23 protein-coding genes are annotated in these 24472 nt (G+C 71.6%); 8 read left to right on the forward strand and 15 right to left on the reverse strand.

Annotation, left to right across the window (positions count from 1 at the left end; translation table 11 throughout):
• Positions 1–247 precede the first annotated feature (247 nt).
• A complete protein-coding gene (locus AB4Y76_RS07220) occupies positions 248–790 on the forward strand; it encodes a hypothetical protein (RefSeq protein ID WP_441923622.1) in 543 nt (180 codons plus the stop codon).
• Here the strand turns inward: AB4Y76_RS07220 and leuA are convergent.
• Positions 777–2534 carry a 2-isopropylmalate synthase gene (leuA, locus tag AB4Y76_RS07225; RefSeq protein WP_441923624.1) on the reverse strand — a complete coding sequence of 586 codons (1758 nt, stop codon included), beginning with the start codon at positions 2532–2534 and terminating at the stop codon, positions 777–779. The two genes, AB4Y76_RS07220 and leuA, sit on opposite strands and share 14 nt — an antisense overlap.
• Before the next feature lie 188 nt (positions 2535–2722).
• Here leuA and AB4Y76_RS07230 point away from each other — a divergent pair, with 188 nt between their 5' ends.
• The 4 genes from AB4Y76_RS07230 to AB4Y76_RS07245 are packed head-to-tail and all read left to right on the forward strand — an operon-like array spanning position 2723 to position 5393.
• Positions 2723–3166, forward strand: a complete 444-nt coding sequence (locus AB4Y76_RS07230; protein WP_441923626.1) for a GNAT family N-acetyltransferase — start codon at positions 2723–2725, stop codon at positions 3164–3166.
• A gap of 10 nt (positions 3167–3176) precedes the next feature.
• Positions 3177–3686, forward strand: a complete 510-nt coding sequence (locus tag AB4Y76_RS07235; protein ID WP_441923628.1) for a flavodoxin family protein — start codon at positions 3177–3179, stop codon at positions 3684–3686.
• 10 nt (positions 3687–3696) lie between these two features.
• Complete coding sequence (locus AB4Y76_RS07240) at positions 3697–4500, forward strand: septum formation family protein (RefSeq protein WP_441923630.1); 804 nt, start codon at positions 3697–3699, stop codon at positions 4498–4500.
• 32 nt (positions 4501–4532) lie between these two features.
• On the forward strand, positions 4533–5393 hold the full coding sequence (locus AB4Y76_RS07245; protein ID WP_441923632.1) for a septum formation family protein: 861 nt from the start codon (positions 4533–4535) through the stop codon (positions 5391–5393).
• Between the two features lie 110 nt (positions 5394–5503).
• Here AB4Y76_RS07245 and hisF read toward each other — a convergent pair whose 3' ends face one another.
• Genes hisF through hisD form a run of 7 tightly spaced genes read right to left on the reverse strand, consistent with a single transcriptional unit; the run spans position 5504 to position 11156 of the window.
• Positions 5504–6265 carry an imidazole glycerol phosphate synthase subunit HisF gene (hisF, locus tag AB4Y76_RS07250; RefSeq protein WP_441923634.1) on the reverse strand — a complete coding sequence of 254 codons (762 nt, stop codon included), beginning with the start codon at positions 6263–6265 and terminating at the stop codon, positions 5504–5506.
• On the reverse strand, positions 6262–7017 hold the full coding sequence (gene priA / locus AB4Y76_RS07255) for a bifunctional 1-(5-phosphoribosyl)-5-((5-phosphoribosylamino)methylideneamino)imidazole-4-carboxamide isomerase/phosphoribosylanthranilate isomerase PriA (protein WP_441923636.1): 756 nt from the start codon (positions 7015–7017) through the stop codon (positions 6262–6264). The genes hisF and priA overlap by 4 nt, the downstream gene beginning before the upstream one ends.
• 31 nt (positions 7018–7048) lie before the next feature.
• Complete coding sequence (locus tag AB4Y76_RS07260) at positions 7049–7396, reverse strand: hypothetical protein (RefSeq protein ID WP_441923638.1); 348 nt, start codon at positions 7394–7396, stop codon at positions 7049–7051.
• A 19-nt stretch (positions 7397–7415) separates the two neighbouring features.
• Entirely contained in the window at positions 7416–8060 is a 645-nt protein-coding gene (gene hisH, locus AB4Y76_RS07265; protein ID WP_441923836.1) for an imidazole glycerol phosphate synthase subunit HisH, read from the reverse strand.
• A complete protein-coding gene (gene hisB, locus AB4Y76_RS07270) occupies positions 8057–8698 on the reverse strand; it encodes an imidazoleglycerol-phosphate dehydratase HisB (protein WP_441923640.1) in 642 nt (213 codons plus the stop codon). Before hisB ends, hisH begins: the two co-directional genes overlap by 4 nt.
• Complete coding sequence (locus AB4Y76_RS07275) at positions 8695–9798, reverse strand: histidinol-phosphate transaminase (protein WP_441923642.1); 1104 nt, start codon at positions 9796–9798, stop codon at positions 8695–8697. The genes hisB and AB4Y76_RS07275 overlap by 4 nt, the downstream gene beginning before the upstream one ends.
• Complete coding sequence (gene hisD, locus AB4Y76_RS07280) at positions 9795–11156, reverse strand: histidinol dehydrogenase (RefSeq protein WP_441923644.1); 1362 nt, start codon at positions 11154–11156, stop codon at positions 9795–9797. Before hisD ends, AB4Y76_RS07275 begins: the two co-directional genes overlap by 4 nt.
• 93 nt (positions 11157–11249) lie before the next feature.
• Between hisD and AB4Y76_RS07285 the strand changes: the two genes are divergently transcribed.
• Both AB4Y76_RS07285 and ybaK read left to right on the forward strand, forming a co-directional pair.
• On the forward strand, positions 11250–11924 hold the full coding sequence (locus AB4Y76_RS07285) for an LON peptidase substrate-binding domain-containing protein (RefSeq protein WP_441923646.1): 675 nt from the start codon (positions 11250–11252) through the stop codon (positions 11922–11924).
• Positions 11925–11941: 17 nt separating this feature from the next.
• The gene (ybaK, locus tag AB4Y76_RS07290) at positions 11942–12433 is read left to right on the forward strand and encodes a Cys-tRNA(Pro) deacylase (RefSeq protein ID WP_441923648.1); all 492 of its coding nucleotides are present in this window, start codon (positions 11942–11944) and stop codon (positions 12431–12433) included.
• A 16-nt stretch (positions 12434–12449) separates the two neighbouring features.
• On the opposite strand, the gene AB4Y76_RS07295 is transcribed toward ybaK, so the two are convergent.
• The 7 genes from AB4Y76_RS07295 to AB4Y76_RS07325 form a co-directional block, all read right to left on the reverse strand.
• On the reverse strand, positions 12450–13058 hold the full coding sequence (locus AB4Y76_RS07295) for a hypothetical protein (RefSeq protein ID WP_441923650.1): 609 nt from the start codon (positions 13056–13058) through the stop codon (positions 12450–12452).
• Entirely contained in the window at positions 13046–16600 is a 3555-nt protein-coding gene (gene dnaE, locus AB4Y76_RS07300) for a DNA polymerase III subunit alpha (RefSeq protein ID WP_441923652.1), read from the reverse strand. The genes AB4Y76_RS07295 and dnaE overlap by 13 nt, the downstream gene beginning before the upstream one ends.
• A 158-nt stretch (positions 16601–16758) precedes the next feature.
• On the reverse strand, positions 16759–17625 hold the full coding sequence (htpX, locus tag AB4Y76_RS07305) for a zinc metalloprotease HtpX (RefSeq protein WP_441923654.1): 867 nt from the start codon (positions 17623–17625) through the stop codon (positions 16759–16761).
• 79 nt (positions 17626–17704) lie between these two features.
• Positions 17705–18442, reverse strand: a complete 738-nt coding sequence (locus AB4Y76_RS07310) for a GNAT family N-acetyltransferase (RefSeq protein ID WP_441923656.1) — start codon at positions 18440–18442, stop codon at positions 17705–17707.
• Positions 18432–19391 carry an RluA family pseudouridine synthase gene (locus AB4Y76_RS07315; RefSeq protein WP_441923658.1) on the reverse strand — a complete coding sequence of 320 codons (960 nt, stop codon included), beginning with the start codon at positions 19389–19391 and terminating at the stop codon, positions 18432–18434. The genes AB4Y76_RS07310 and AB4Y76_RS07315 overlap by 11 nt, the downstream gene beginning before the upstream one ends.
• On the reverse strand, positions 19388–19948 hold the full coding sequence (gene lspA / locus AB4Y76_RS07320; protein WP_441923660.1) for a signal peptidase II: 561 nt from the start codon (positions 19946–19948) through the stop codon (positions 19388–19390). The genes AB4Y76_RS07315 and lspA overlap by 4 nt, the downstream gene beginning before the upstream one ends.
• Complete coding sequence (locus tag AB4Y76_RS07325; protein ID WP_441923662.1) at positions 19921–20895, reverse strand: TraR/DksA family transcriptional regulator; 975 nt, start codon at positions 20893–20895, stop codon at positions 19921–19923. Before AB4Y76_RS07325 ends, lspA begins: the two co-directional genes overlap by 28 nt.
• A 352-nt stretch (positions 20896–21247) precedes the next feature.
• On the opposite strand from AB4Y76_RS07325, the gene ileS reads away from it, so the two are divergent.
• Positions 21248–24439 carry an isoleucine--tRNA ligase gene (ileS, locus tag AB4Y76_RS07330; RefSeq protein WP_441923664.1) on the forward strand — a complete coding sequence of 1064 codons (3192 nt, stop codon included), beginning with the start codon at positions 21248–21250 and terminating at the stop codon, positions 24437–24439.
• The last annotated feature ends 33 nt before the right edge of the window (positions 24440–24472 follow it).

A 24472-nucleotide genomic window follows, 5' to 3' on the forward strand; every position in this document is an offset into this window, starting at 1 on the left:
AAGCCGACGTACCGCAGCAGCCGCAGGTCACGGTCCCGCGAACGCGAGCGGAGGTGCGGTCGCGGGCGGTCACTGGGACTCGACCGGCGCCGTCGGATTCTCGTCGGGGCAGACCTGGGGAGCCCGCTTCTCGCGGAGCCCGGCAGAACCGTCGCCGAGCAGCCTGTCCACGTGCATGCGCGGCAAGGTCAGGGTCGGCGGGACGACGGTCTACTCGACTCAAGTCCGTTGTACGTGGGGCTGACGCATGCTTCGCGTGTTCCTCGATGCTGACCCCTGGGCGCTTCCGACGACGATCGCGCTCACGTTGGCGGCCCTTCTGCTCGCTCCACGATGCGCTCGCCGGTTCGGTGGCCGTGCCTTCGGGTGGTGGTTCTTCCTCTCCTCCGTCGGCGTGTTCGCCGCCGTCACCATGACGCCGGCCGGAGGGGACTTCACCGCAGGCTTCTCCGGTCACGTGATCCGGTCGATGGCACCGACGCTCCCGGGCATGCGCGATCTGCGCTCACTCGATGAGGTGTCGCTCAACGTCCTGGTCGGCGTTCCCGTCGGTGCCGCGATCGCGTTGCTCGCCCACCAGCTGCGGCGATGGTGGCCGCTGCTCTTCGTCGGCCTTCCCCTGGTCTCCGAACTGGTCCAGGGAGCACTCCCCGGTCTGAATCGGGTCGGCTTCCTGCTGGGTGACGCGATCACGAACCTGCTCGGGATCGCCCTCGGGACGGGAGCCTGCGCGGCGGTGCTCCTGGCCCGGGCGGTCCGCCCGGGCACAGGAGCGATCAGGCGCGGTTGACCGCCGAGATGACCGCCTTCAGGGACGCGGTGACGATGTTCGCGTCGAGGCCGACGCCCCAGTAGATCTCGCCGCGGACCGCGCACTCCACGTACGCCGCCGCGATCGCGTCGCCGCCGGAGGACAGCGCGTGCTCGGTGTAGTCGAGCACCCGGACGTCCCAGGGGTCATCGGAGCCGGCGTATCCGTCCAGCCCGTTGATCGCGTCCACGAAGGCGGCGATCGGGCCGTTGCCGGAGCCGTGCAGCTCGCGCAGCTGGCCGTCGACGTACACGTTGACGGTGAGCTGGTCCTTCTCCCCCGCGGCCGAGGAAGTGTGCACCGAGTTCAACCGCAGCGGCGTCTCCCGGTTCAGGTACTCGCCCTGGAACGCCTCCCAGATGGCGTCCGGCGTCATCTCGCCGCCCTCGCCGTCGGTGCGCTGCTGGACGACGCGGCTGAACTCGATCTGCAGCCGGCGCGGCAGGTCGAGCTTGTGCTCGGCCTTCATCACGTAGGCGACGCCACCCTTGCCGGACTGGCTGTTGACCCGGATCACGGCTTCGTAGGTGCGGCCGACGTCCTTGGGGTCGATCGGCAGGTACGGCGCCTCCCACGGGACCTGGCCGACCGGGATCCCCCGCTCGTCGGCGATCCGGTCGAGGTCCTCCAGACCCTTCTTGATCGCGTCCTGGTGGGACCCGGAGAAGGCGGTGTAGACGAGGTCGCCGGCGTACGGGTGCCGCGGGTGCACCGGCAGGTTGGTGCAGTACTCCACGGTGCGCCGGACCTCGTCGATGTCGCTCAGGTCGACCTGCGGGTCGATGCCCTGGCTGAACAGGTTCATCGCCAGGGTGACCAGGTCGACGTTGCCGGTGCGCTCGCCGTGCCCGAACAGGCAGCCCTCGACGCGGTCCGCGCCGGCCATCAGGGCCAGCTCGGTGGCGGCGACGGCGGTGCCGCGGTCGTTGTGCGGGTGCAGGCTGATCGCCGAGTGCTCGCGCCGGGTCAGGTTCCGCCCGAAGTACTCGATCTGGTCGGCGTAGGTGTTCGGCGTGGACATCTCCACGGTCGCCGGCAGGTTCAGGATGATCTCCCGGCCCGCCTCGGGCTGCCAGATGTCGGAGACGCGCTCGCACACCTCGAGGGCGAAGTCGGTCGGCGTCTGGGTGAAGATCTCCGGGCTGTACTGGTAGCCGAAGTGGGTCCCCTCGAGCAGCTGCTCGGCGTACTTCATCACCCACTCGGTGCCGCGGGTGGCGATCGCGATGCACTCGGCCTCGGTGACGCCGAAGACGACCCGCTGGAACAGCGGCGCGGTCGCGTTGTACAGGTGGACGGTCGCGTTCGGGGCACCGACCAGCGACGACACGGTCCGCTCGATCAGGTCCTCGCGCGCCTGGGTCAGCACCGAGACCCGGACGTCGCCGGGGATCCGGTCCTCCTCGACGAGCTGGCGGACGAAGTCGAAGTCGGTCTGGCTGGCCGCCGGGAAGCCGACCTCGATCTCCTTGTAGCCCATCGCGACCAGCAGCTCGAACATCTTCAGCTTGCGGGCCGGGCTCATCGGGTCGATCAGCGCCTGGTTGCCGTCGCGCAGGTCGGTGGAGAGCCACCGCGGCGCGTGCGTGATCTTCTGGTCCGGCCAGGTGCGGTCCGGGACGGTGACGGGCTCGAAGGCCCGGTAGCGCTCGAACGGCATCCCGCTCGGCTGCTGGGTGTTGGCGGTCCGGCTCAGGGCGATGCCCGGGATGTTCTCGGTCATGGATCTATCTCTCGCTGGGTGTCGGTGCCGGCGAACGCCCCCTGGGGACACACAGCCTCCGCAGCGAGGGGGTCCGGCTGAGTCAGACCTCGCTGCGGCAGCGAAGAAGGAGCTGGCGCATCAACATGACGGGGTCAGCATAGCCGGTCGCGCGCGGACGCGGAGCGGGGCCGTGGAATCATCGCCGCGTGACCGAGGTGCCCGACGGATTCGTGTTCAGCTCCGACAGCTCCCGGATGGACCACGAACGGATCCACCACTGGCTCAGCACCGGGGCCTACTGGGCGCTCGGGCGGCCCCGGGAGACCCAGGACGCGGCGATCGCCGGGTCGCGCAGCTACGGGATCTTCCGCGACACCGGCGAGCAGGTCGCCTACGCGCGGGCGGTCACCGACGGCGTCACCTTCGCGTGGGTCTGCGACGTCTTCGTCGACGACGCCGTCCGCGGGCTCAGGCTGGGTGAGGCCCTGGTCGCCGGGGTCTGTGCCGAGCTGGACGAGCTCCGGATCAAGCGCATCCTCCTGGTCACCGGCAACGCGCACGGTCTCTACGACAAGTTCGGCTTCCGGACCGTCGAGCCGGCCGAGAACTGGATGGTCCGGATCCGGGCCGACCAGACCGCGGCCGACTAGCGTGACGAAGGTGCCCCGGCTGCTGGTGATCCACCACTCCCCGACCGCGTCGCTGCGCGCCCTGACGACCCGGGTGCTCGACGGCGCCCGGCACCCGGACCTGGCCGAGGTCGAGGTGGTCGAGCGGGCGGCGCTCGACTTCGCGACCGGGGCGGCCGGCGCCGACGACCTGCTGGCCGCGGACGGCTACGTGCTCGGCACCACCGCCAACTTCGGCTACATGTCCGGAGCGCTCAAGCACGTCTTCGACAGCACCTTCCTGACGATCGGCGGGGCCCTGGACGCCAGCGGAGCGGGCGACCCCGGCGCGAGCGGCGGCACGCAAGGAAGACCGTTCGGGCTCTACGTGCACGGCCGCTACGACACCACCGGCGCGGTCCGGTCGGTGCTCGCGATCACCGGGGCACTCGGCTGGAAGCAGGGCTTCCAGGTCCTCGAGGCGATGGGCGACGTGACCGCGGACGACGAGGCGTCGGCGTACGAGCTCGGCGGTACGATCGCCGCACTGCTGCTCGGCTGAGGAGGGACCCGTGCTCGGACGCGTGTCCCTGTCCGCCCTCGGCAGCGCGGTCCTCGCAGTCGTGCTCGCGGCGACGACCGCGGCGTGCGACGTCCCGTTCGCGTCCACGTCGGCGTCCGACAACCTCACCCCGCCCAAGCTCGGAGCCTGCCGGGACCTGGTCCCCGGCGACCTGACGAAGCCCAGCAACGACACCGCCCCGATCGCCTGCACCACCGGTCACACCGCCCAGACCTTCGCGATCGGGACGCTCCCGGCCGCCACCGGCAAGGGGTACGACGACCCGCGGCACGGCCGGTTCGTCTACGGCACCTGCCAGAAGGCGTTCGCCGAGTTCCTCGGCGCCGACGAGAGCCTGGCGATGCGCTCGCGGCTCAGCTGGGCGTGGTTCCGGCCGAGCGAGCGCGGCTGGGACAAGGGCGCCCGCTGGTACCGCTGCGACCTGGTCGGCGGACCCGCGGACGCCACGAAGCTGCGCCACCTGCCCGAGGACGCCCAGGGCCTGTTCTCCGAGTCGCTGCCCGACGCCTGGCTCACCTGCGCCCGCGGCCCAGGCGTCGGGAAGGGCACCAAGGTCGCCTGCACCGAGAAGCACGACTGGCGCGCCGTCACCACGGTCAAGGTCGGCCAGCCCGACGACCCGTACCCGGGCGACCGCCTGGTCCAGGTCCGCAGCCGCGACTACTGCCAGGAATCGGTCGGCGGCTGGATGCACTACCCACCGGACTACGACTACGGCTACACCTGGTTCCGCGAGGCCCAGTGGGCGACCGGCAACCGGCGCTCGATCTGCTGGGCCCGGACCGACCGCTGAGGCCTTCCGGGCCGCCTGAGACGATGACCGCGATGAGGACCCTGACCCGGTACGCCGCCGCTGCCGCCGCGCTCGCCGCCCTGACCGCCGTGTCCGGGTGCGCCGGAGACGGTCCCGGAAACAGCCCCGGAGACGCGGCCACGACTCCCGCCGGATCTCCCGCCGGGTCGGCCACGCAGGAGACCGCCACGACTCCGCCGCCGGCCCCGTCGGCCACCGCCTGCTACGACCTCGCCTTCAGTGCCGTGCTCGAACCGACCAGCGACACCGCCCCGGTCCCCTGCACCGGCCCGCACACCACCCGCACGGTGCACGTCGGCCGCCTCGACCTGGTGGTCGACGGCCACCTCCTCGCGGTCGACTCGGCCCGGGTGCAGGAACAGGTCGCGACCACCTGCCGGGCCCGTGTCGCGGACCACCTCGGCGGGAGCGAGGCGACCCGCCGGCTCAGCCGGTTCGAGGCGCTCTGGTTCAGCCCCACGCTCGCGGAGAGCGACGCCGGCGCGACCTGGTTCCGTTGCGACCTCGGCCTGGTCACCCGGCCGGACACCCTCGGGACGCTGCCGGCGCGCACCCGTGGCGTGCTCGACGACCCCAAGTCCCTCGACCGCTACGGGACCTGCGGCACCAGGAGTCCCGCTGCCACCGGGTTCCGCCGGGTGACGTGCGGCCAGCCGCACACCTGGCGCGCCCGCGCGGCCCTCGACCTGCCGGCCGGGGCGAAGTACCTCGGCAAGGCCGCGACCGCCGACGCGGACTCGCGCTGCCGCGACATCGACGCGAAGATCGCCGCGGACAACCTGCGCCTGAAGTGGAGCTTCGAGTGGCCGACGAAGGCCCAGTGGGACGCCGGGCAACGGTACGGCCTGTGCTGGACCCCCGACCCGGCCTGACGCGTCATCCGCGGCACCTGGCTGCGTTGTCGTCGGTCGACGCCCGCTCCGCTCGAAGGCCGCCTTCCCTCCTCCGCCTTGCCGGGCACCACGCCTGACGCGTCAGGCGGTCAGCGGACGGGGTAACCGGCCGAGCCGAGCGCCCGCTTCACGTCCCCGATCCGGAGCGTGCCGAAGTGGAAGACGGTCGCGGCGAGGACGGCGTCGGCGCCGGCCTCGACCGCCGGGGCGAAGTGCTCGAGCCTGCCGGCACCGCCGCTGGCGATCACCGGGATGCTGACCTCGGCGCGGACCAGGCGGAGCAGGTCGAGGTCGAAGCCGTCCTGGGTGCCGTCGGCGTCCATCGCGTTGAGCAGGATCTCCCCCGCGCCGAGCTCGGCGGCACGGACGGCCCACTCGATCGCGTCCAGGCCGGCCGACTTCCGGCCGCCGTGGGTGGTGACCTCGAACCCCGACCCCGTGCCGGGGGCCCGGCGGGCGTCGACCGAGAGCACCAGTACCTGGTTGCCGAACCGGTCGGCGATCTCCGCGACCAGCTCGGGCCGAGTGATCGCGGCGGTGTTGACCGCGACCTTGTCGGCGCCGGCGCGCAGCAGCCGGTYGACGTCCTCGACGCTGCCGACCCCGCCACCGACGGTCAGCGGGATGAACACCTGCTCGGCCGTGCGGGAGACGATCTCCATCGTCGTCGCGCGGCCCTCGTGGGAGGCCGAGATGTCCAGGAAGGTCAGCTCGTCGGCGCCCTCGGCGTCGTACACCTTGGCCAGCTCGACCGGGTCGCCGGCGTCGCGCAGCTCCTGGAAGTTGATGCCCTTGACCACCCGGCCGCCGTCGACGTCCAGGCAGGGGATGACCCGGACCGCGAGGCTCATCGGGTCACCCGGTCCGGCCAGGTGAGGTCGAGGGCCTCCTCCAGGGTGAACCGGCCCTCGTAGAGCGCGGTCCCGGCGATGGCACCCTCGACGCCCACCGGCACGAGCTCCATCAGCGCCCGGACGTCGTCGAGCGTGGTGACGCCGCCCGAGGCGACCACGGGCCGGTCGGTGCGGGCGCAGACGTCGCGCAGCAGGTCCAGGTTCGGCCCCTGGAGCATGCCGTCCTTGTTGACGTCGGTGACGACGTACCGGGCGCAGCCCTCGGAGTCGAGCCGCGCCAGCGTCTCGTAGAGGTCTCCGCCGTCGCGGGTCCAGCCGCGCGCGGCGAGGGTGGTGCCGCGCACGTCCAGGCCGATCGCCACCCGGTCGCCGTACGTCGCGATCGCCCGCGCGCACCACTCGGGCTGCTCCAGCGCCGCGGTGCCGATGTTGACCCGGCGGCAGCCGGTCGCCATCGCGGCCGCGAGCGACTCGTCGTCGCGGATGCCGCCGCTCATCTCGACCTTGATGTCGAGCCGGCCGACGATCTCGGCCTGCAGCGCCCGGTTCTCGCCGTGCCCGAAGGCGGCGTCGAGGTCGACCAGGTGCAGCCACTCGGCTCCGGCCTCCTGCCAGCGGAGGGCGGCCTCGACGGGGTCGCCGAACCGCTTCTCGGAGCCGTCGACGCCCTGGACGAGCTGGACGGCCTGGCCGCCCTTGATGTCGACGGCGGGGAGGAGTTCGAGGTGCCCGGAGAAGGGACTGGTCACGGGGTGGCTCCTAGCGAGGTGGGTCGGGGGTTCAGAGGACGAGGGCGGCGACGACGGGGAACGCCAGCAGGGCGACCAGCGCGGCAGCCAGCCGGGCCTCCCAGTCGGGCCGGATGATCCAGACGAGGACCTGGAGGAACAGCAGCGCGGCGATGAGCAGCGTGGTCCGCTTCCGGCGTCGCTCGGCGAGCGCCCCGCTCTGCCGACCGGTGGTGAGCGCCAGCCGGAGCCGGCGGAACGGCGTGACGACCGGGGCGAGGAGCGCGTCGCGACGGGCACGGCGCCGCTGCTGCGCCGCCTTCTGGGCCGCACGCTCGGCGGCCCGGACGGCCACCTCCCGCTCGCGGGCCTCGCGCCGACGTGCCCGCTCCTTGCTCATGCCGTGCTCATTCTCGGGCTCACAGCCCGGCCACCCAGTTGGCCAGCAGCCGGGCACCTGCGTCCCCGGACTTCTCCGGGTGGAACTGGGTCGCGCACAGCGGACCGTTCTCGACGGCCGCGACGAACCGGTCGCCCGCCCCGGGAATCGATCCGGTCTCGGCCCAGGTCACCAGCGGCGCCCGGGTCCGGTCGTTGGTGACCAGCGTCCAGTCGCGGACGCCGTAGGAGTGCACGAAGTAGAACCGCTCGTCCTCGACGCCGGCGAACAGCGACGTGCCCTCGGGCACCTCGACGGTGTTCCAGCCCATGTGCGGCACCACCGGCGCCTGCAGCCGCTCGACCGTGCCCGGCCACTCGTCGCAGCCCTCGGTGGTCACGCCGTGCTCGACCCCGGTCTCGAAGAGCACCTGCATGCCGACGCAGATCCCGAGCACCGGACGRCCGCCGGCCAGCCGGCGGCCGATGATCTCCGGTCCCTTGACCGCGCGCAGCCCGGCCATGCAGGCGGCGAACGCGCCGACCCCGGGGACGACGAGCCCGTCCGCGTCGAGCGCGGCCTGCTTGTCGCTGGTCAGCACGACCTCGGCACCGGCGCGCTCGAAGGCGCGCACCGCCGAACGGAGGTTCCCCGACCCGTAGTCGAGGACTGCTACTCGCTTCAGAGCGTCCCCTTGGTCGAGGGCACGCCCGACTCGCGCGGGTCGTAGGCGACGGCGTCGCGCAGCGCCCGGGCGACCGCCTTGAACTGGGACTCGACCAGGTGGTGCGGCTCGCGGCCGGACAGCACCCGGACGTGCAGCGCGATCTGCCCGTGGAAGGCCAGCGTCTCGAAGACGTGCCGGGTCAGCGACCCGAGGTAGGAGACGCCGGAACCGCCGATCTGGACGTACTGCTGCCCCTCGGGCTCGCCGGTGTGCACGCAGTAGGGACGCCCGGAGACGTCGACGGCGCACTGCACCAGCGACTCGTCCAGCGGCACCAGCGAGTCGCCGAACCGGCGGATCCCGGCCTTGTCGCCGAGCGCCTGGCGGAGCGCGTCGCCGAGCACGATCGCAGTGTCCTCGACGGTGTGGTGGGCGTCGATGTGGGTGTCGCCCTCGGTCCGCACGGTGAGGTCGAAGAGCGCGTGCCGGCCGAACGCGGTGAGCATGTGGTCGTAGAAGCCGACGCCGGTGCTGACCTCGGTCCGTCCGGTGCCGTCGAGGTTCAGCTCGACGACCACCTTGGACTCCTTGGTCTCCCGCTCCAGGCGGACGCTGCGCGACCCCGTGGGCGAGCTCGCGGGCGTGCTCGTGGTCATCTCGTTACCTCCGTCAGGGCGTCGCGGAACGCCGCCATCTCCTCAGCGGTGCCGATCGACACACGCAACCATCCGTCCGGACCAGTCTCCCGGATCAGCACCCCGTGATCGAGCAGGCCCTGCCAGACCGCGTGCCGGTCGGAGAACCGGCCGAAGAGGCAGAAGTTCGCGTCCGAGTCCGCGACCTCGTGTCCCTGGGCCCGGAGCCAGTCCACGGTCCGGTCCCGCTCGGCCCGCAGCAGCGCCACTTTGCCGAGCAGCTCGTCGGCGTGCCGCAGCGCCGCCGAAGCGGTCGCCTGGGTCACCGCGGAGAGGTGGTAGGGCAGCCGGACCACCCGGAGCGCGTCGCAGATCTCCGGCGCGGCGGCCAGGTAGCCGAGCCGGGCGCCGGCGAGGGCGAACGCCTTGCTCATCGTCCGGCTCACCACCAGGTTGCGGTGCTCGGGCAGCAGCGCGAGCGCCGACGGGGTGCCCTCGCGGCGGAACTCGGCGTACGCCTCGTCGATCACGACGACGCCGTCGATCCCGGCGACCAGCTCGCACAGCGTCCCGATGACGTCGTGCGGCAGCGCGGTGCCGGTCGGGTTGTTCGGCGACGGCAGCAGCACCACCGAGGGCCGGTGCTCGGCGATCAGGTCACGGGCGTGGTCGAGGTCGAAGGTGAAGTCCTCGTGGCGCCGCCCGGCCACCCAGCCGGTCATCGCGTTGCGGGCGTACTCGGGGTACATCGAATACGTCGGCGCGAACGAGACCGCCGTGCGGCCGGGACCGCCGAAGGCCTGCAGGAGCTGCAGCATGACCTCGTTGGAGCCGTTCGCGGCCCACACCTGGTCCGCCGTGATCCCGCCCCCCTGATCGACACCGGCGCCCGCGGTGTTCAGGTACGCCGCCAGCCCCTCGCGCAGCTCGGTGAACTCGCGGTCCGGGTAGCGGTTCAACGAGCTCGCCGCCTCGGCGACGGCGGTGGCGATGTCCGCGACCACCTTCGCCGACGGCGGGTACGGGTTCTCGTTGACGTTGAGGCAGACCGGCACGTCGAGCTGCGGCGCTCCGTACGGCTCGACGCCCTGCAGCTCTGCCCGCAGCGGCGGCCAGGTCACTGGCCGGGTCCCGGCAGGCGGCCAGAAAGAGGGCCGGAAAGGCGCACCGTCACGGCGGCGCCGTGGCCGGGCAGGTCCTCGGCCTCGGCGAGCGTGGTCACGTGCCCGGCGACCTCGACAAGCGCGTCGCGGGAGTACTCGATCACGTGCATCGCCTTGAGGAACGCGCGCACCGACAGTCCCGAGGAGTGGCAGGCGCAGCCCGCCGTCGGGAGCACGTGGTTGGAGCCGGCGCAGTAGTCGCCGAGCGAGACCGGGGCGTACGGGCCGACGAAGACCGCGCCAGCGTTGCGGACCCGGCCGGCCACCGCGGCGGCGTCGGCGGTGTGGATCTCCAGGTGCTCGGCGGCGTACGCGTTGACCACGTCGAGCCCCTGCTCGACGTCGGCGACGAGGACGATCCCGGACTGCTCGCCGGAGAGCGCGGTCCGGATCCGCTCGACGTGCCGGGTCGCCGCGACCTGCTTGTCGAGCTCGGCCTCGACCTCGTCGGCGAGGCGGAGCGAGTCGGTCACCAGGACCGAGGCGGCCATCGGGTCGTGCTCGGCCTGGCTGATCAGGTCGGAGGCGACGTAGGCCGCGTCGGCGGTGTCGTCGGCGAGGATCGCGATCTCGGTCGGGCCGGCCTCGGAGTCGATCCCGACGACGCCCTTGAGCAGCCGCTTGGCGGAGACGGTGTAGATGTTGCCCGGCCCGGTGACCAGGTCGACCTTGCGGCACGGCCCGGCACCGTAGGCGAGCATCGCGATCGCCTGGGCGCCGCCGACGGCGTACACCTCCTCGACACCGAGGAGTGCGCACGCGGCCAGGATGGTCGGGTGCGGCAGCCCGGCGCCCCACTGACCGAACTCGGCCTTCTGCGGGGACGAGGTCAGTGCGATCGACCCGACCCCGGCGACCTGGGCCGGGACCACGTTCATCACCACGCTGGAGACCAGCGGCGCGACCCCACCGGGCACGTAGAGCCCGACCCGGTCCACCGGGACCATCCGCTGGGTGACGCGGGCGCCGGGACCGAGGTCGGTGACGACGTCGGCCTCCACCTCGGCCTCGCAGGTCGCCCGGAGCCGACGGATCGACTCCTCCAGCCCGGCCCGGACGGCCGGGTCGAGGGCCTCCAGGGCGGCCGCGATCGCAGCGGCGGGCACGGCGATCTCCGGGGTGTCGACGCCGTCGAACTTCGCCGAGTACGCGCGGATCGCCTCGACCCCGCGGGTCCGGACGTCGTCGCAGATCGGGCGCACCACGTGCAGGGCGGACTCGACGTCGAAGTCGGCGCGCGGCACGAGGGTGCGGTAGTCAGGGGCCCCGGCACCGGGGGTCCGGTCCACGTCCCTGAGATCGATCCTGCGAATCATGGGGCCAGTCTAGAGAGGCGGGCCCGGCGACCCGCCCCCGATTTCACGGCTCGGTCACGTGGGCCGGCCTCCGGCTCGACTAGGTTGTGCCACGTGACCACGGTGCCGGTGTTCCCGCTCAACACGGTGCTGTTCCCCGGGGTGGTCGCTCCGCTGCACATCTTCGAGGACCGGTACCGGGCCCTGGTCCGGGATCTGCTGGCCGTGCCCGAGCCCCGCGACCGGGTCTTCGGCGTCGTCGCGATCCGGGAGGGCTACGAGGTCGGCGACCGCGGCCGGCAATCGCTGCACCGGATCGGGACGCTGGTCCAGCTGACCGAGTTCGAGCGGTACGACGACGGCCGGTTCGACATCGAGGTCACCGGCCGGCAACGGCTGGTCCTGGACACCATCGACCCGGGCGGCGAGTACCTGGTCGGCGAGGTCGACCTGATCGAGGACGAGGACGGCGAGGTGGACGCGGAGACCGCGAGCGGCGCCCAGCGGACGCTGGCGACCTTCGAGGAGTACCGAGCCGAGCTCTCCGACCTGCGCGGCGGGCCGGTCCTCACCGGCACGATGCCGACCGACCCGGTCTACCTCTCCTACTCCCTGGCCGCGACGTGCCTGCTCAGCCAGGGCGAGCGGCAGCAGCTGCTGGAGGCGCCGGACGCGCAGGCGCGGCTCCGGATGCTGCGCCGGTCGCTGCGCGAGGAGATGCGCGCGATGCGGGCCGTTCCGAGCCTCCCGGCCACCGAGGTGGCCCGGACCCGCTGGTCACCGAACTGAGAGCGGCGACTCCTCCGGTGGCCAAGAAGAAGACCGGTTCCGGCACGCCCGCGACGGTGGCGCTGGAGAAAGCCGGCATCCCCTTCACGGTGCACACCTACACCCACGACCCCCGTCACGAGGGGTACGGGCTGGAGGCGGCGGACGCGCTCGGCCTCGACCCCGGGACGGTGTTCAAGACCCTGCTGGCCGACACCGACCGCGGCACCGTCGTCGGGATCGTGCCGGTGACCGGCACCCTGGACCTGAAGGCGCTCGCGGCGGCCGTCGGGGCGAAGAAGGCGGCGATGGCCGACCCGGTCGCGGCCGAGCGGCTCACCGGGTACGTCGTCGGCGGCATCTCCCCGATCGGCCAGAAGCGGCGGCTCACCACGGTGCTCGACGACTCGGCGACCGGGCTCCCGGTCGTCTACGTGAGCGGTGGCCGCCGCGGGCTCGACCTCGGGATCGCCCCGGCCGACCTGGTCGCCGTCCTGGGGGCGACGACCGCCCCGATCCGCCGCGCCTGACTCCGGACCACGCGGGTCAGCCCTGCTCGGCCTGCTCGGCCTTCTCCGCCTGCTCCCGGCGGGTCGTGCTGTCGGTGCCCCAGATGACCCCGATCGCACCGAGCAGGGCCGCGACGGACCAGACGACGTAGATCCCGGTGGCGGTCGGGTCGAGGCGGACCGGGATCTTGTCGCCGGCCTTCGCGGTGGCCAGCACCTTGTCCGGGTCCGGCGGCCCCAGGATCAGCCCGGTCCGGAGCATCACCCAGGTGGCCAGGCCGCCGCCGAGGGCGACGAGCACCACCATGAGCAGCGGGTCGCGCCGTCGCCAGCTGAGCAGGGCGATCCCGCTGATCAGGCCGCCGACCAGCGCGATCACGACGAACCAACCGTCGGTGGCGACCTGCTTGGCGAGCTGCTGCTCGTCCATCACGCCGTTGTCCGCGGTCCGGGTGAACTCGGCGAGCGGGGTGACGAGCCACCAGACGACCGCGCCGAGGACGCCGGCGACGACGAACCAGGCCGCCACCACGCCGAGGTCGCGCAGGCCGGGCCGCCCGTGCTCCCGCCACCAGTCCGGCTCGTCCGTCCGCGGGGCGTCCGTCGTGGCCGGGCCCGCGTCGGGCCCGGGGCTCAGCCCAGACATCCCGGCCCCAGGAGCTGCTTGAGGTCCGCGGTGAGCGCCGAGCTCGGCGTCACCCTCAGCTGGTCGGGCATCCTGAACACCTTCGTCGAGGTCCGCGTCATGAGCTTGAGCCGCACCTCGGTCATCCCCGGGTGCGTCGCCAGGATCTCCTTGAGGTGGTCGACGACCGGCGGCGTGCACCGGGTCGACGGCATCGAGATGACCAGCGGTCCGCTCGGCCCCTCGCTGATGTCCGGCATCGTGACTTCCTGGCCGTGCAGCTCCGGCTGGTCCTTCTGCCGGGAGAGCCGGCCCTTGACCGTGACGATGGCGTCCTCGGTCAGGTAGGTGGCCGCCAGCTGGTAGGCGCTCGGGAAGAGCAGCACGTCGATCGCACCGTCGAGGTCCTCGACGTTGACCATCGCCCACGTGTCGCCGCGCTTGGTGAGCTTGCGCTGCACCGAGGTGACCAGGCCGGAGATCGTCACGGTCGAGTTGTCGGCGCGCTCCTCGTCCATCAGCAGCTGGCCGATGGAGCAGTCCCGGGACGCGGCCAGGACGTGCTCGAGCCCGAAGAGCGGGTGGTCGCTGACGTAGAGGCCGAGCATCTCCCGCTCGTGCCCGAGCAGGGTCATCTTGTCCCAGTCCTCGATGTCGGGTACCGCGACCGAGATGCCGAACCCGACCGCGTCGTCGTCGTCCAGGCCGCCGAAGAGCGAGTCCTGCCCGATCGCCTCGTTCTTCTTGATGTCGACGTACTGGTCGACGGCGGTCTCGTGGATCGCGACCAGCGCCCGGCGCTTGTGCTTCATGTCGTCGAAGGCGCCGGCCTTGATCAGCGACTCGATGACCCGCTTGTTGCAGACGACCGCCGGGACCTTGTCCATGAAGTCGTTGAAGTCGGTGTAGCGGCCCTTCTCGGCGCGCGCGGCGACGATGCCGTCGACCACGTTGTGGCCGACGTTGCGGACCGCGGTCAGGCCGAAGCGGATGTCGGTGCCGACGGCGGTGAAGTCGTGGGCGGACTCGTTGACGTCGGGCGGCAGGACCTGGATCTTCATCCGCCGGCACTCGCCGAGGTAGATCGCCATCTTGTCCTTGTCGTTCTTGACCGAGGTCAGGAGCGCGGCCATGTACTCCGTGGGGTAGTTGGCCTTGAGGTAGGCGGTCCAGTACGTGATGACGCCGTACGCCGCGGAGTGCGACTTGTTGAACGCGTAGTCGGCGAACGGGACGAGGATCTCCCAGAGCGTCTTGACCGCGTCCTGCGGGTAGCCGCGCTCGAGCATGCCGGCCTCGAAGCCGGCGTACTGCTTGTCGAGCTCCTCCTTCTTCTTCTTGCCCATCGCGCGCCGCATGTTGTCGGCCGCGCCGAGCGAGAAGCCGGCGAGCACCTGCGCGATCGCCATGACCTGCTCCTGGTACACGATCAGGCCGTAGGTCTCGCCGAGCACCGGCTCGAGCGCCTCGGCCAGCGCCGGGTGGATCGGCACGATCGGCTCGCGGCCGTTCTTGCGGTGCGCGTACTTGTTGTGCGAGTCGGCACCCATCGGGCCCGGCCGGTAGAGCGCCGAGACGGCCGTGATGTCGGCGAACTGGTCGGGCAGCATCGAGCGCAGCAGCGCCCGCATGCCGCCACCGTCGAGCTGGAACACGCCGAGCGTGTCGCCCCGGCCCATCAGCTCGTACGTCGCCCGGTCGTCGAAGGGCAGGTCCTCCAGCACGATGTCCTCGCCGCGGTTGGCCTTGATGTTGGCCACCGCGTCCTCGAGCGTGTGCAGGTTGGAGAGCCCGAGGAAGTCCATCTTGACCAGCCCGAGCGACTCGCACATCGGGTAGTCGAACTGGGTGATGATCGCGCCGTCCTGCGGACGGGCCATGATCGGGACCACGTCGATCAGCGGCTCGCTGGACATGATCACGCCGGCGGCGTGGACGCCCCAGTTGCGGATCTGGCCCTCCAGGCCGCGCGCGGTCTCGTAGATCGTGCGGACGTCCGGGTTCTGGTCGTGCAGCGTCCGGAACTCGCCGCCCTCGGCGTAGCGCTTGTGCTCGGGGTTGAAGAGCTCCTTGAGCGGGACGCCCTTGCCCATGACGTCCGGCGGGAGCGCCTTGGTGATCATGTCGCCGACGCCGAAGCCGTGGTCGAGCACCCGGGCGGCGTCCTTGATCGCGGCCTTGGCCTTGAGCCGGCCGAAGGTGGCGATCTGGGCGACCCGCTCGGCGCCGTACTTGTCGCTGACGTAGGCGATCACCTCGCCGCGGCGGGCGTCGTCGAAGTCGATGTCGAAGTCGGGCATCGAGGGGCGCTCGGGGTTGAGGAACCGCTCGAAGAACAGGCCGTGCTCGAGCGGGCACAGGTCGGTGATCCGGAGCGCGTACGCCGCGATCGAGCCCGCTCCCGAGCCCCGGCCGGGGCCGACCCGGATGCCGTTGTCCTTGGACCAGCCGATGAAGTCGGCGACCACGAGGTAGTACCCGCAGTAGCCCTTCTGGGAGATGATCCCGAGCTCCATCTCGACCCGGTCGCGGACCTCCTGGGTCAGCCGCTCGCCGGGGTAGCGCGCCTCGATCCCGCGCCACACCTCCTTGCGGAACCAGGACTCCTCGGTCTCCCCCGCCGGCACATCGGCGCGGGCCATGTAGCCGCCGGTCGACTCGGTGAACTCGACGTTGCAGCGCTCGGCGATGAGCAGGGTGTTGTCGCAGGCCTCCGGCATCCCGAACCGGTCGGCCCAGAGCTCGCGCATCTCGGCCGCGGACTTGATGTAGTAGCCGCCGCCGTCGAACTTGAGCCGGTTCGGGTCGGAGAGCCGCTTGCCGGAGGCGACGCAGATGAGGGCGTCGTGGGCGTCGGCGTCCTCGGGGTTGTTGTAGTGCGAGTCGTTGGTCGCGATCGGCGGCAGGCCGAGCTCCTTGCCGAGCTTGATCAGGTCGTCGCGGACCCGCTTCTCGATGGAGATGCCGTGGTCCATCAGCTCGAGGAAGACGTTGTCGCGGCCGAAGATGTCCTGCAGCTCACCGGCCTCCCGGACCGCCTCGTCCCACTGCCCCAGGCGGAGCCGCGTCTGGATCGCGCCGCTCGGGCAGCCGGTGCTGACGATCAGGCCCTTGCTGTAGGTCTGCAGCAGCTCCTTGTCCATCCGGGGCTTGTAGAAGAAGCCCTCGAGGCTGGACTTCGAGGAGAGCCGGAAGAGGTTGTGCATCCCCTCGGTCGACTCCGACCACATCGTCATGTGGGTGTACGCGCCGCCGCCGGCGACGTCGTCGCCGCCCTCCTCGGCCGCGTCACCCTTGCCCCACCGGACCCGGCGGCGCTCGCCGCGCTGGGTGCCGGGGGTGATGTACGCCTCGATGCCGATGATCGGCTTCACGCCGTACTTCTTCGCCTTGGACCAGAAGTCGTAGGCGCCGTGCAGGTTGCCGTGGTCGGTCATCGCGATCGACGACATGCCCAGCTCGCTCACCCGGGAGAACAGACCGTCCAGCAGCGAGGCACCGTCGAGCATCGAGTACTCGGTGTGCACGTGCAGGTGGGCGAAGTCCGAGGATCCGGTCGACATGGAGCGGGGTTCACACCTTCCCGAAGGGGTCGCGAGTCTGACAGGGACGCGCTGGCGCGCATCGGGGAAGGGCGCCAGCCTACGTCAGTCTGGCAGCGACCACCGACACCCGGGGCGTGTCGGTCCGGACCGCCCCAAAGACCGCCCCAGACTCCGTCTCAGACTCCCCCGCGGGCCATCTGCTGGAGCCGCTCGATCCGGTCCTCGGTCGGCGGGTGCGTCGAGAACAGCTTCGAGACGTCCTGGGCCCGGAACGGGTTCGCGATCATCATGTGGCTGGCGTTCTGCAGCTGCGGGGTGGGCTGCAGCGGGTGGGCGGCGACGCCGTTCTGGAGCTTGGCGAGCGCGCTGGCCAGGGCGAGCGGGTCGCGGGTCAGCTTCGCGCCGTCCTCGTCGGCGTCGTACTCCCGGGTCCGCGAGATCGCCATCTGGATGATCGCGGCGGCGATCGGGGCCAGCAGCGACATCGCGATCAGGACCAGCGGGTTGGGGCGGTCCTCGTCGTCGCTGCCGCCGAAGATGTTGATCCACACCAGCATCTGCGCGATCGAGGTGATCACGCCGGCGATCGCCGCGGCCACCGAAGAGGTCAGGATGTCGCGGTTGTAGACGTGCATCAGCTCGTGGCCCAGGACGCCGCGCAGCTCGCGCTCGTCGAGCAGCTGCAGGATCCCCTCGGTGCAGCAGACCGCGGCGTGGTTCGGGTTCCGGCCGGTGGCGAACGCGTTGGGCGCCTCGGTCGGCGAGACGAAGAGCGCGGGCATCGGCTGCCCGGCGGTGGTCGAGAGCTCGCGGACGATCCGGTACATGGCCGGTTGCTCCTGCTCGGTGACCGGGCGGGCGCGCATCGCCTTGATCGCGATCTTGTCCGAGTTCCAGTAGCCGTACGCCGTCATCGCGACGCCGAACAGGGCGAAGAACCAGATGTACTGGCCGCCGCCGATGACCGCGCCGAGCGCGAGCAGCAGACCGAAGATGCCGCCCAGCAGGAGCGCGGTCTTCAGGCCGTTGAAGTGGTTGTGCATGTCTTTCCCAACGTGCGAGCGCCGGACCGGGTTCCGCGGCGCGCGGGTGATGCGGGTCTCGACCGAGCCTAGCCGCGGGTCAGTCCCGCGAGCGGCGCTCGTAGGCGTCCAGCGACTCGCCGATCACCCGTTCCATGATCCGGCCGACGGCGGCCTCCCCCAGGCCGGGGGCGTGGGCGGCCATCCGGGCGGCGATCTCGGCCTCGCGGGCGAGGTCGCGGCCCTCCTGCCCCGGACGCTCCTTGAAGCCCTGGACCGCGGCCGTCAGCGCGAACCGCCGGGCGAGCAGCAGCGCGATCTCGTCGTCGACCTCGTCGATCTGGGCGCGCAGGTAGCGCAGCGGCTCGATGCCCGGCCACGCCATCCGTACGTCGGGCGACCGCTCCTCGTTGCCGGAGCCGTCGGTGTGCTCGAGCTCGACCAGCCCGTGCCGGTGGTAGAAGCCGCGCGCGGAGGTGTTCGAGGCGAAGACCCAGAGCGCGAAGCCGCCGGGCCGCTGCGCCTTCACGAGGTCGAGCAGGAGGGTGCCGGTGCCGGCGCCCTGGTGCTGCGGGCCGACGTACAGGGAGTCCAGCCAGTCCCCGTCGAGGACCGCGAAGCCGGTGATCTCGTCGCGCTCGGCGACCCAGACTTCCTTGCGCTCCGGGAGGGTCGCGACCCAGTCCCGCACCTCGGCGTCCGGGTGCACCCCGACCGGCATCTGCCCGACGGCCGCCCGCCGGGCGGCGATGTAGAGCTCGGCGACCTCGGCCATGTCCTCGGCACCGGCCGGGCGCAGCACGAGGTCGATCTCCTCGGTGCCGTTCTCAGTGCTCATCGCGGATCGTCTCCAGCGCGGCGGCGAGATCGTCGGGGTAGCCGGACTCGTACTGCACGTACTCCCCGGAGTCGGGGTGGGTGAACCCGAGCCGGACGGCGTGCAGCCACTGCCGCTCCAGCCGGAGCCGGCGGGCGAGCGTCGGGTCGGCGCCGTAGGTCAGGTCGCCGACGCACGGGTGCTTCAGCGCGGCCATGTGCACCCGGATCTGGTGGGTCCGGCCGGTCTCGAGCTGGATCTCCAGCAGGCTGGCGAAGCGGTGCGCCTCCAGCGTGCTGTAGTGCGTCACGCTGTGCTTGCCGTCCTCGCGGACCGCGAACTTCCAGTCCGACTTCGGCGCCCGCCCGATCGGCGCGTCCACGGTGCCCTCCAGCGGGTCCGGGTGCCCCTGGACCAGCGCGTGGTAGGTCTTGTCGATCTCGCGGTGGCGGAAGGCGTTCTTGAGCACCGAGTAGGCCCGTTCGCCCTTGCAGATCACCATCACGCCCGAGGTGCCGACGTCCAGTCGCTGCACGATGCCCTGGCGCTCGGGGGCGCCGCTGGTGGCGATCCGGTAGCCGGCCGCCTGGAGGTGCCCGACGACGGTCGGCCCGGTCCAGCCCATCGAGGGGTGCACGGCGACGCCGACCGGCTTGTCGATCACCACGATCGAGTCGTCGTCGTGGATGACCGAGATGCCCTCGACCTCCTCGGCGCGGATCTRCAGCGGGTCGCTGACCGGCGGCAGGTGGACCTCGAGCAGCGTGTCGGGCAGGAGCCGGTCGGACTTCGCGGCGGTGGCGCCGTCGATCTGGACCAGGCCCTGGCTGATCAGGTCCGCGGCCTTGGAGCGGGAGATCCCGAACATCCGGGCCAGCCCGGCGTCGACGCGTTCGCCGGCCAGGCCCTCGGGGACGCGGAGCGCGCGGTGCTCGCCGCCCGCGGGGGGTCCGGAGACAGGGACAGTCACGGCGCCTCCCCCGGTACCTGCTCGTCGGCGCCGTCGCTCTCGGTCTCCTTGACCCCGGAGAGCGGGATGCCGCGCAGCGACTGCAGGATGATCAGCCCGGCCGCGACGTTGATGCAGATGTCGGCGACGTTGAAGATCGGCCAGTGCGGCAGCTCGAGGAAGTCGATCACGTGCCCGCGCAGCGGCCCGGGCTCCCGGAAGAGCCGGTCGGTCAGGTTCCCGGCGATACCGGCGAGCAGCAGCCCGAAGGCCCAGGCCCAGACCGTGTCGCCGACCCGGAACGACAGCCAGAGCACCACCCCGAACGCGGCCAGCGCGAACAGGCTGATCAGCGGCGTCAGACCGGTCCCGGTGCTGAACGCGGCGCCGGGGTTGGCCGTGAGGTTCAGGCGCAGGAGCGAATCGACCAGCTCGACCGGGTCACCGGACTCCAGGCGGTGCAGCGCCAGGCTCTTGGTGACGAGGTCGACGAGCCAAGCGGCTACGGCGACGCCGAGGAGGAGGGCTGTCTTCGATCGGTGGTCGCTGGTCAGCGACGCTCCTCGCGCTGCTTGCATGTCAGGCACATTGTGGCACGGGGGAACGCCATCAAACGATTCTTGCCGATCGGGTTGCCGCAGACCTCGCAGATTCCGTAGGTGCCGTCGGCGATCCGCTCGAGCGCGTGCTCGGACTGTTCGAGCATGTCGCGCGCGTTGTTGACGATCGTCATCTCCTGGTCGCGCTCGAACGTCGCGGAGCCGACGTCGGCCTGGTCGCTGCCGGCGCTCTCGCCCGCGTCGCGCATCAGGTCGGCCAGGTCGCCCTGGACCTCGTCGAGCTCGGCGACGAGCCGCTTCACATCGGCACGGAGCTGGGTGCGGACCTCGTTGAGCTCGGCCTTGGTCCACGGCTCCTCGGCCTCGAGGACGACCAGCTTGCCCGAACGGGCCGGTGCCTTCTTCGCCGGAGTCTTCACAGGTGCAGTCTTCGCCACGGGTGCTGCCTTCTTCGCCGTCGTCGCCGGAGCGGGGGCCTTCTTGGCCGGAGCCGCCTTCTTCACGGGGGCGGCCTTGGTGGCCGTCGTCTTCTTGGCGGGCGCCTTGGCAGGCGTCGCCTTCTTCGCCGGCGTCTTCTTGGCCGGAGCCGCCTTCGTGGCCGCGGCCTTCTTCACCGGGGCCGCCTTCTTCGCCGGGGCCGCCTTCTTGGCCGGGGCCGCCTTCTTGGCCGGAGCGGCCTTCTTGGCTGCCGCCTTCTTCGCCGGGGCCGCCTTCTTGGCTGCCGCCTTCTTGGCCGGGGCCGGCTTCTTCGCCGGGGCCGCCTTCTTGGCCGGGGCCGCCTTCTTGGCGGATGCAGTCTTCTTCGCGGATGAAGTCTTGGCCGAAGCTGCCTTGGTGGCGGGTGCCGCCTTCTTGAGCGGTGACGCCGAGGTGCCGGACGAGGCCTTCTTGGTCGTCCGTCCGACGGCCTTGCGCGCGGCTGCTCCCGCGCGGCTCACCAGGGATCGCTTACCGGTCGTTGCCATGAGCGGTTGCCCCTATCGGGGTAGAAGGAAATATGACGTAGGTCATAACCAGTGGGCGCGAGGATATGCGCTAGCCGGAGCCCCTTCAACTCGGCTCTCCGGCGATATCCGAGATGATCCGGAGGCATTGCGTCTGGCACACTGGACGCCGCAGCAAGGCGTCGATGGGGCCATCACCCCGGAGCCGCCGGAAGAAACGCCTCCTCAGGTCAGCAACCGGGCCCGGGGGCGGACTAGAACCGGCAGCTGCGGACCAAGAGCGGACCGTCTCCGGGCGGTCAAGAAGGGTGGTACCGCGGGGCCCCGGCCTCGTCCCTTCGGGTTTCTCCGACACCGAAGCAGAAGGACCACCGTGACCGAGTTGAATTCCGGGTACCGCGCCGTTCCCCCGCAGGTCGACCTCCCCGCGCTCGAGCGCGACATCCTCGCCCTCTGGGCCGAGCAGGACACCTTCGCGCGCTCCGTCGAGCTCACCCGCGCCGGCGAGCCGTGGACCTTCTACGAGGGCCCGCCGACCGCCAACGGGATGCCTGGCACCCACCACGTCGAGGCCCGGGTGTTCAAGGACCTCTTCCCCCGCTTCCAGACCATGCGCGGCCGGTACGTCGTCCGCAAGGGCGGCTGGGACTGCCACGGCCTCCCGGTCGAGCTCGCCGTCGAGAAGGAGCTCGGGTTCTCCGGCAAGGGCGACATCGAGGCGTTCGGGGTGGCCGAGTTCAACGCCCGCTGCCGCGAGTCCGTGCTGCGGCACGTCGACGCGTTCGAGCAGATGACCGAGCGGATGGGCTACTGGGTCGACACCGAGAACCCCTACCGGACCATGGACTCCTCCTACGTCGAGTCGGTCTGGTGGGCGCTGCAGCAGATCCACCAGAAGGGACTGCTGGTCGAGGACTACCGGGTCGCGCCGTACTGCCCGCGCTGCGGCACCGGCCTGTCGGACCACGAGCTCGCGCAGGGCTACGAGACGGTGACCGACCCGTCGGTCTACGTCCGCTTCCCGCTGACCAGCGGTCCGTGGGCGGGCGCCTCCCTGCTGATCTGGACCACGACCCCGTGGACCCTCGTCTCCAACACCGCGGTCGCGGTCCACCCCGGGGTCGAGTACGTGCTGGTCGAGACTGCGTCCGAGGACGGCGCGGGCGAGAAGCTGGTCGTCGCCCGCCCGCTCGTCGAGGCCGTCCTGGGCGCACCCGACGGGCAGGGCCCCACCGAGCTCGGCGCCGTCACCGGCGCCGAGATGGAGCACTGGAAGTACCGGCGCCCGTTCGAGCTCGTCGCCTTCCCCGAAGGCACCGAGAGCCACTTCGTCGTGCTCGCCGACTACGTCACCACCGAGGACGGCACCGGCCTGGTGCACCAGTCCCCCGCCTTCGGCGCCGACGACATGGCGGTCTGCAAGTCCTACGGCCTCCCGGTGGTCAACCCGGTCCGGCCCGACGGCCACTTCGCCGACGACGTCCCGCTGGTCGGCGGTCAGTTCTTCCGGCACGCCAACGCCGACCTGGTCGCGGACCTGACGGCGCGCGGCCTGCTCTTCCGGCACCTGCCCTACGAGCACAGCTACCCGCACTGCTGGCGCTGCCACACCGCGCTGCTGTACTACGCCCAGCCGTCCTGGTACGTCCGCACCACCGCGGTCAAGGACGCGCTGCTGCGCGAGAACGAGAAGACGAACTGGTTCCCCGACACGATCAAGTGGGGCCGGTACGGCGACTGGCTGAACAACAACATCGACTGGGCGCTGTCGCGCAGCCGGTACTGGGGCACACCGCTGCCGATCTGGCGCTGCGCCGCCGGCCACCAGACCTGCGTCGGCTCGCTCGCCGAGCTCTCCGAGCTCACCGGCACCGACCAGTCCGGGCTCGACCCGCACCGGCCGTTCATCGACGAGGTCACCTTCGGCTGCCCGGCTGTGCTCGATTCCGGGGATGGCTGCGCGGAGACCGCGACCCGGGTGCCCGAGGTGATCGACGCCTGGTTCGACTCCGGCTCGATGCCGTTCGCGCAGTGGGGCTACCCGCACGTCGAGGGCTCGAAGGAGAAGTTCGAGGCGGCGTACCCGGCCGACTTCATCTGCGAGGCGATCGACCAGACCCGCGGCTGGTTCTACACCCTGATGGCGGTCGGTACGACGGTCTTCGACCGGTCGTCGTACCAGAACGTGCTCTGCCTCGGTCACATCCTCGCCGAGGACGGCCGCAAGATGAGCAAGCACCTCGGCAACATCCTGGAGCCGATCTCGCTGATGGACGAGCACGGCGCGGACGCCGTGCGGTGGTTCATGGCCTGCGGCGGCTCGCCGTGGTCGGCCCGCCGGGTCGGGCACACGACCATCCAGGAGACCGTGCGCAAGGTCCTGCTGACGTACTGGAACACGGTGGCCTTCCACGTCCTCTACGCCCGGACGTCGGGCTGGACCCCGGGAGGTGACGTCCCGGCGGTCGCGAACCGGCCGGTGCTGGACCGCTGGCTGCACGCGGAGACCGCGCGCCTGGTGGTCGAGGTGACCGCGGCGTACGAGCGTTTCGACACCCAGCGGATCGGCGCGCTGCTCGGCCAGTTCGTCGACGACCTCTCCAACTGGTACGTACGCCGCTCGCGTCGCCGGTTCTGGGTCGGCGACCCGGCCGCGCTGCAGACCCTGCACGACGCGCTCAGCACCCTGACCGCGCTGATGGCGCCGCTGGTGCCGTTCATCACCGAACGGGTCTGGCAGGACCTGGTCGTCCCGGTCACCCCGGGCGCGCCGGCCTCGGTGCACCTGTCGTCGTGGCCGACGCCGGACCCGGACGCCGTCGACACCGAGCTGTCCGACGCCGTCGCGATCGCCCGCCGGCTGGTCGAGCTCGGCCGCGCCGCCCGCGCGGACGCGAAGGTCCGCACCCGGCAGCCGCTGCGCCGCGCGCTCGTCGGCACGGCCGCCTACGAGCGCCTCGACGACGAGCTGCGGGCCGAGGTCGCCGACGAGCTGAACCTCGGCCAGATCGAGCCGCTCAGCGCCGCCGGCGCCGACCTGGTCGACCACAGCGCGAAGGGCAACTTCCGCGCGCTCGGCAAGCGGTTCGCGAAGCAGACCCCGACCGTCGCCGCCGCGATCGCCGAGGCCGACGCCTCCGCGCTGGCCGCGTCGCTGGCCGCCACCGGCCGCGCGACCGTGACGGTCGAGGGGGCCGAGGTCGAGGTGCTCGCCGACGAGGTGATCGTCTCCGAGCGCCCCCGCGAGGGCTGGTCGGTGGTCAACGAGCAGGGCGAGACGGTCGCGCTCGACCTCGAGCTCACCGACGAGCTGCGCCGCGCCGGCCTGGCCCGCGAGGTGATCCGGATGATCCAGGAGGCCCGCAAGAACAGCGGCTTCGAGGTGTCCGACCGGATCGCGCTGACCTGGTCCGCCGAGGGTCCGGTCGCCGAGGCCTTCGCCGAGCACGCCGACCTGATCGCCGGCGAGGTGCTGGCCGCGTCGATGGCGGAGTCGGAGTCGGTGGCGGACCTGACCTTCCACGACGACGAGGTCGGGTTCCACTTCTCGGTGTTCAAGGTCTGACCCGCAGGACAAGCAGAACGGCGCCCCACCGCG

Source organism: Marmoricola sp. RAF53, from assembly GCF_052114005.1.
GTDB lineage: Bacteria > Actinomycetota > Actinomycetes > Propionibacteriales > Nocardioidaceae > Marmoricola.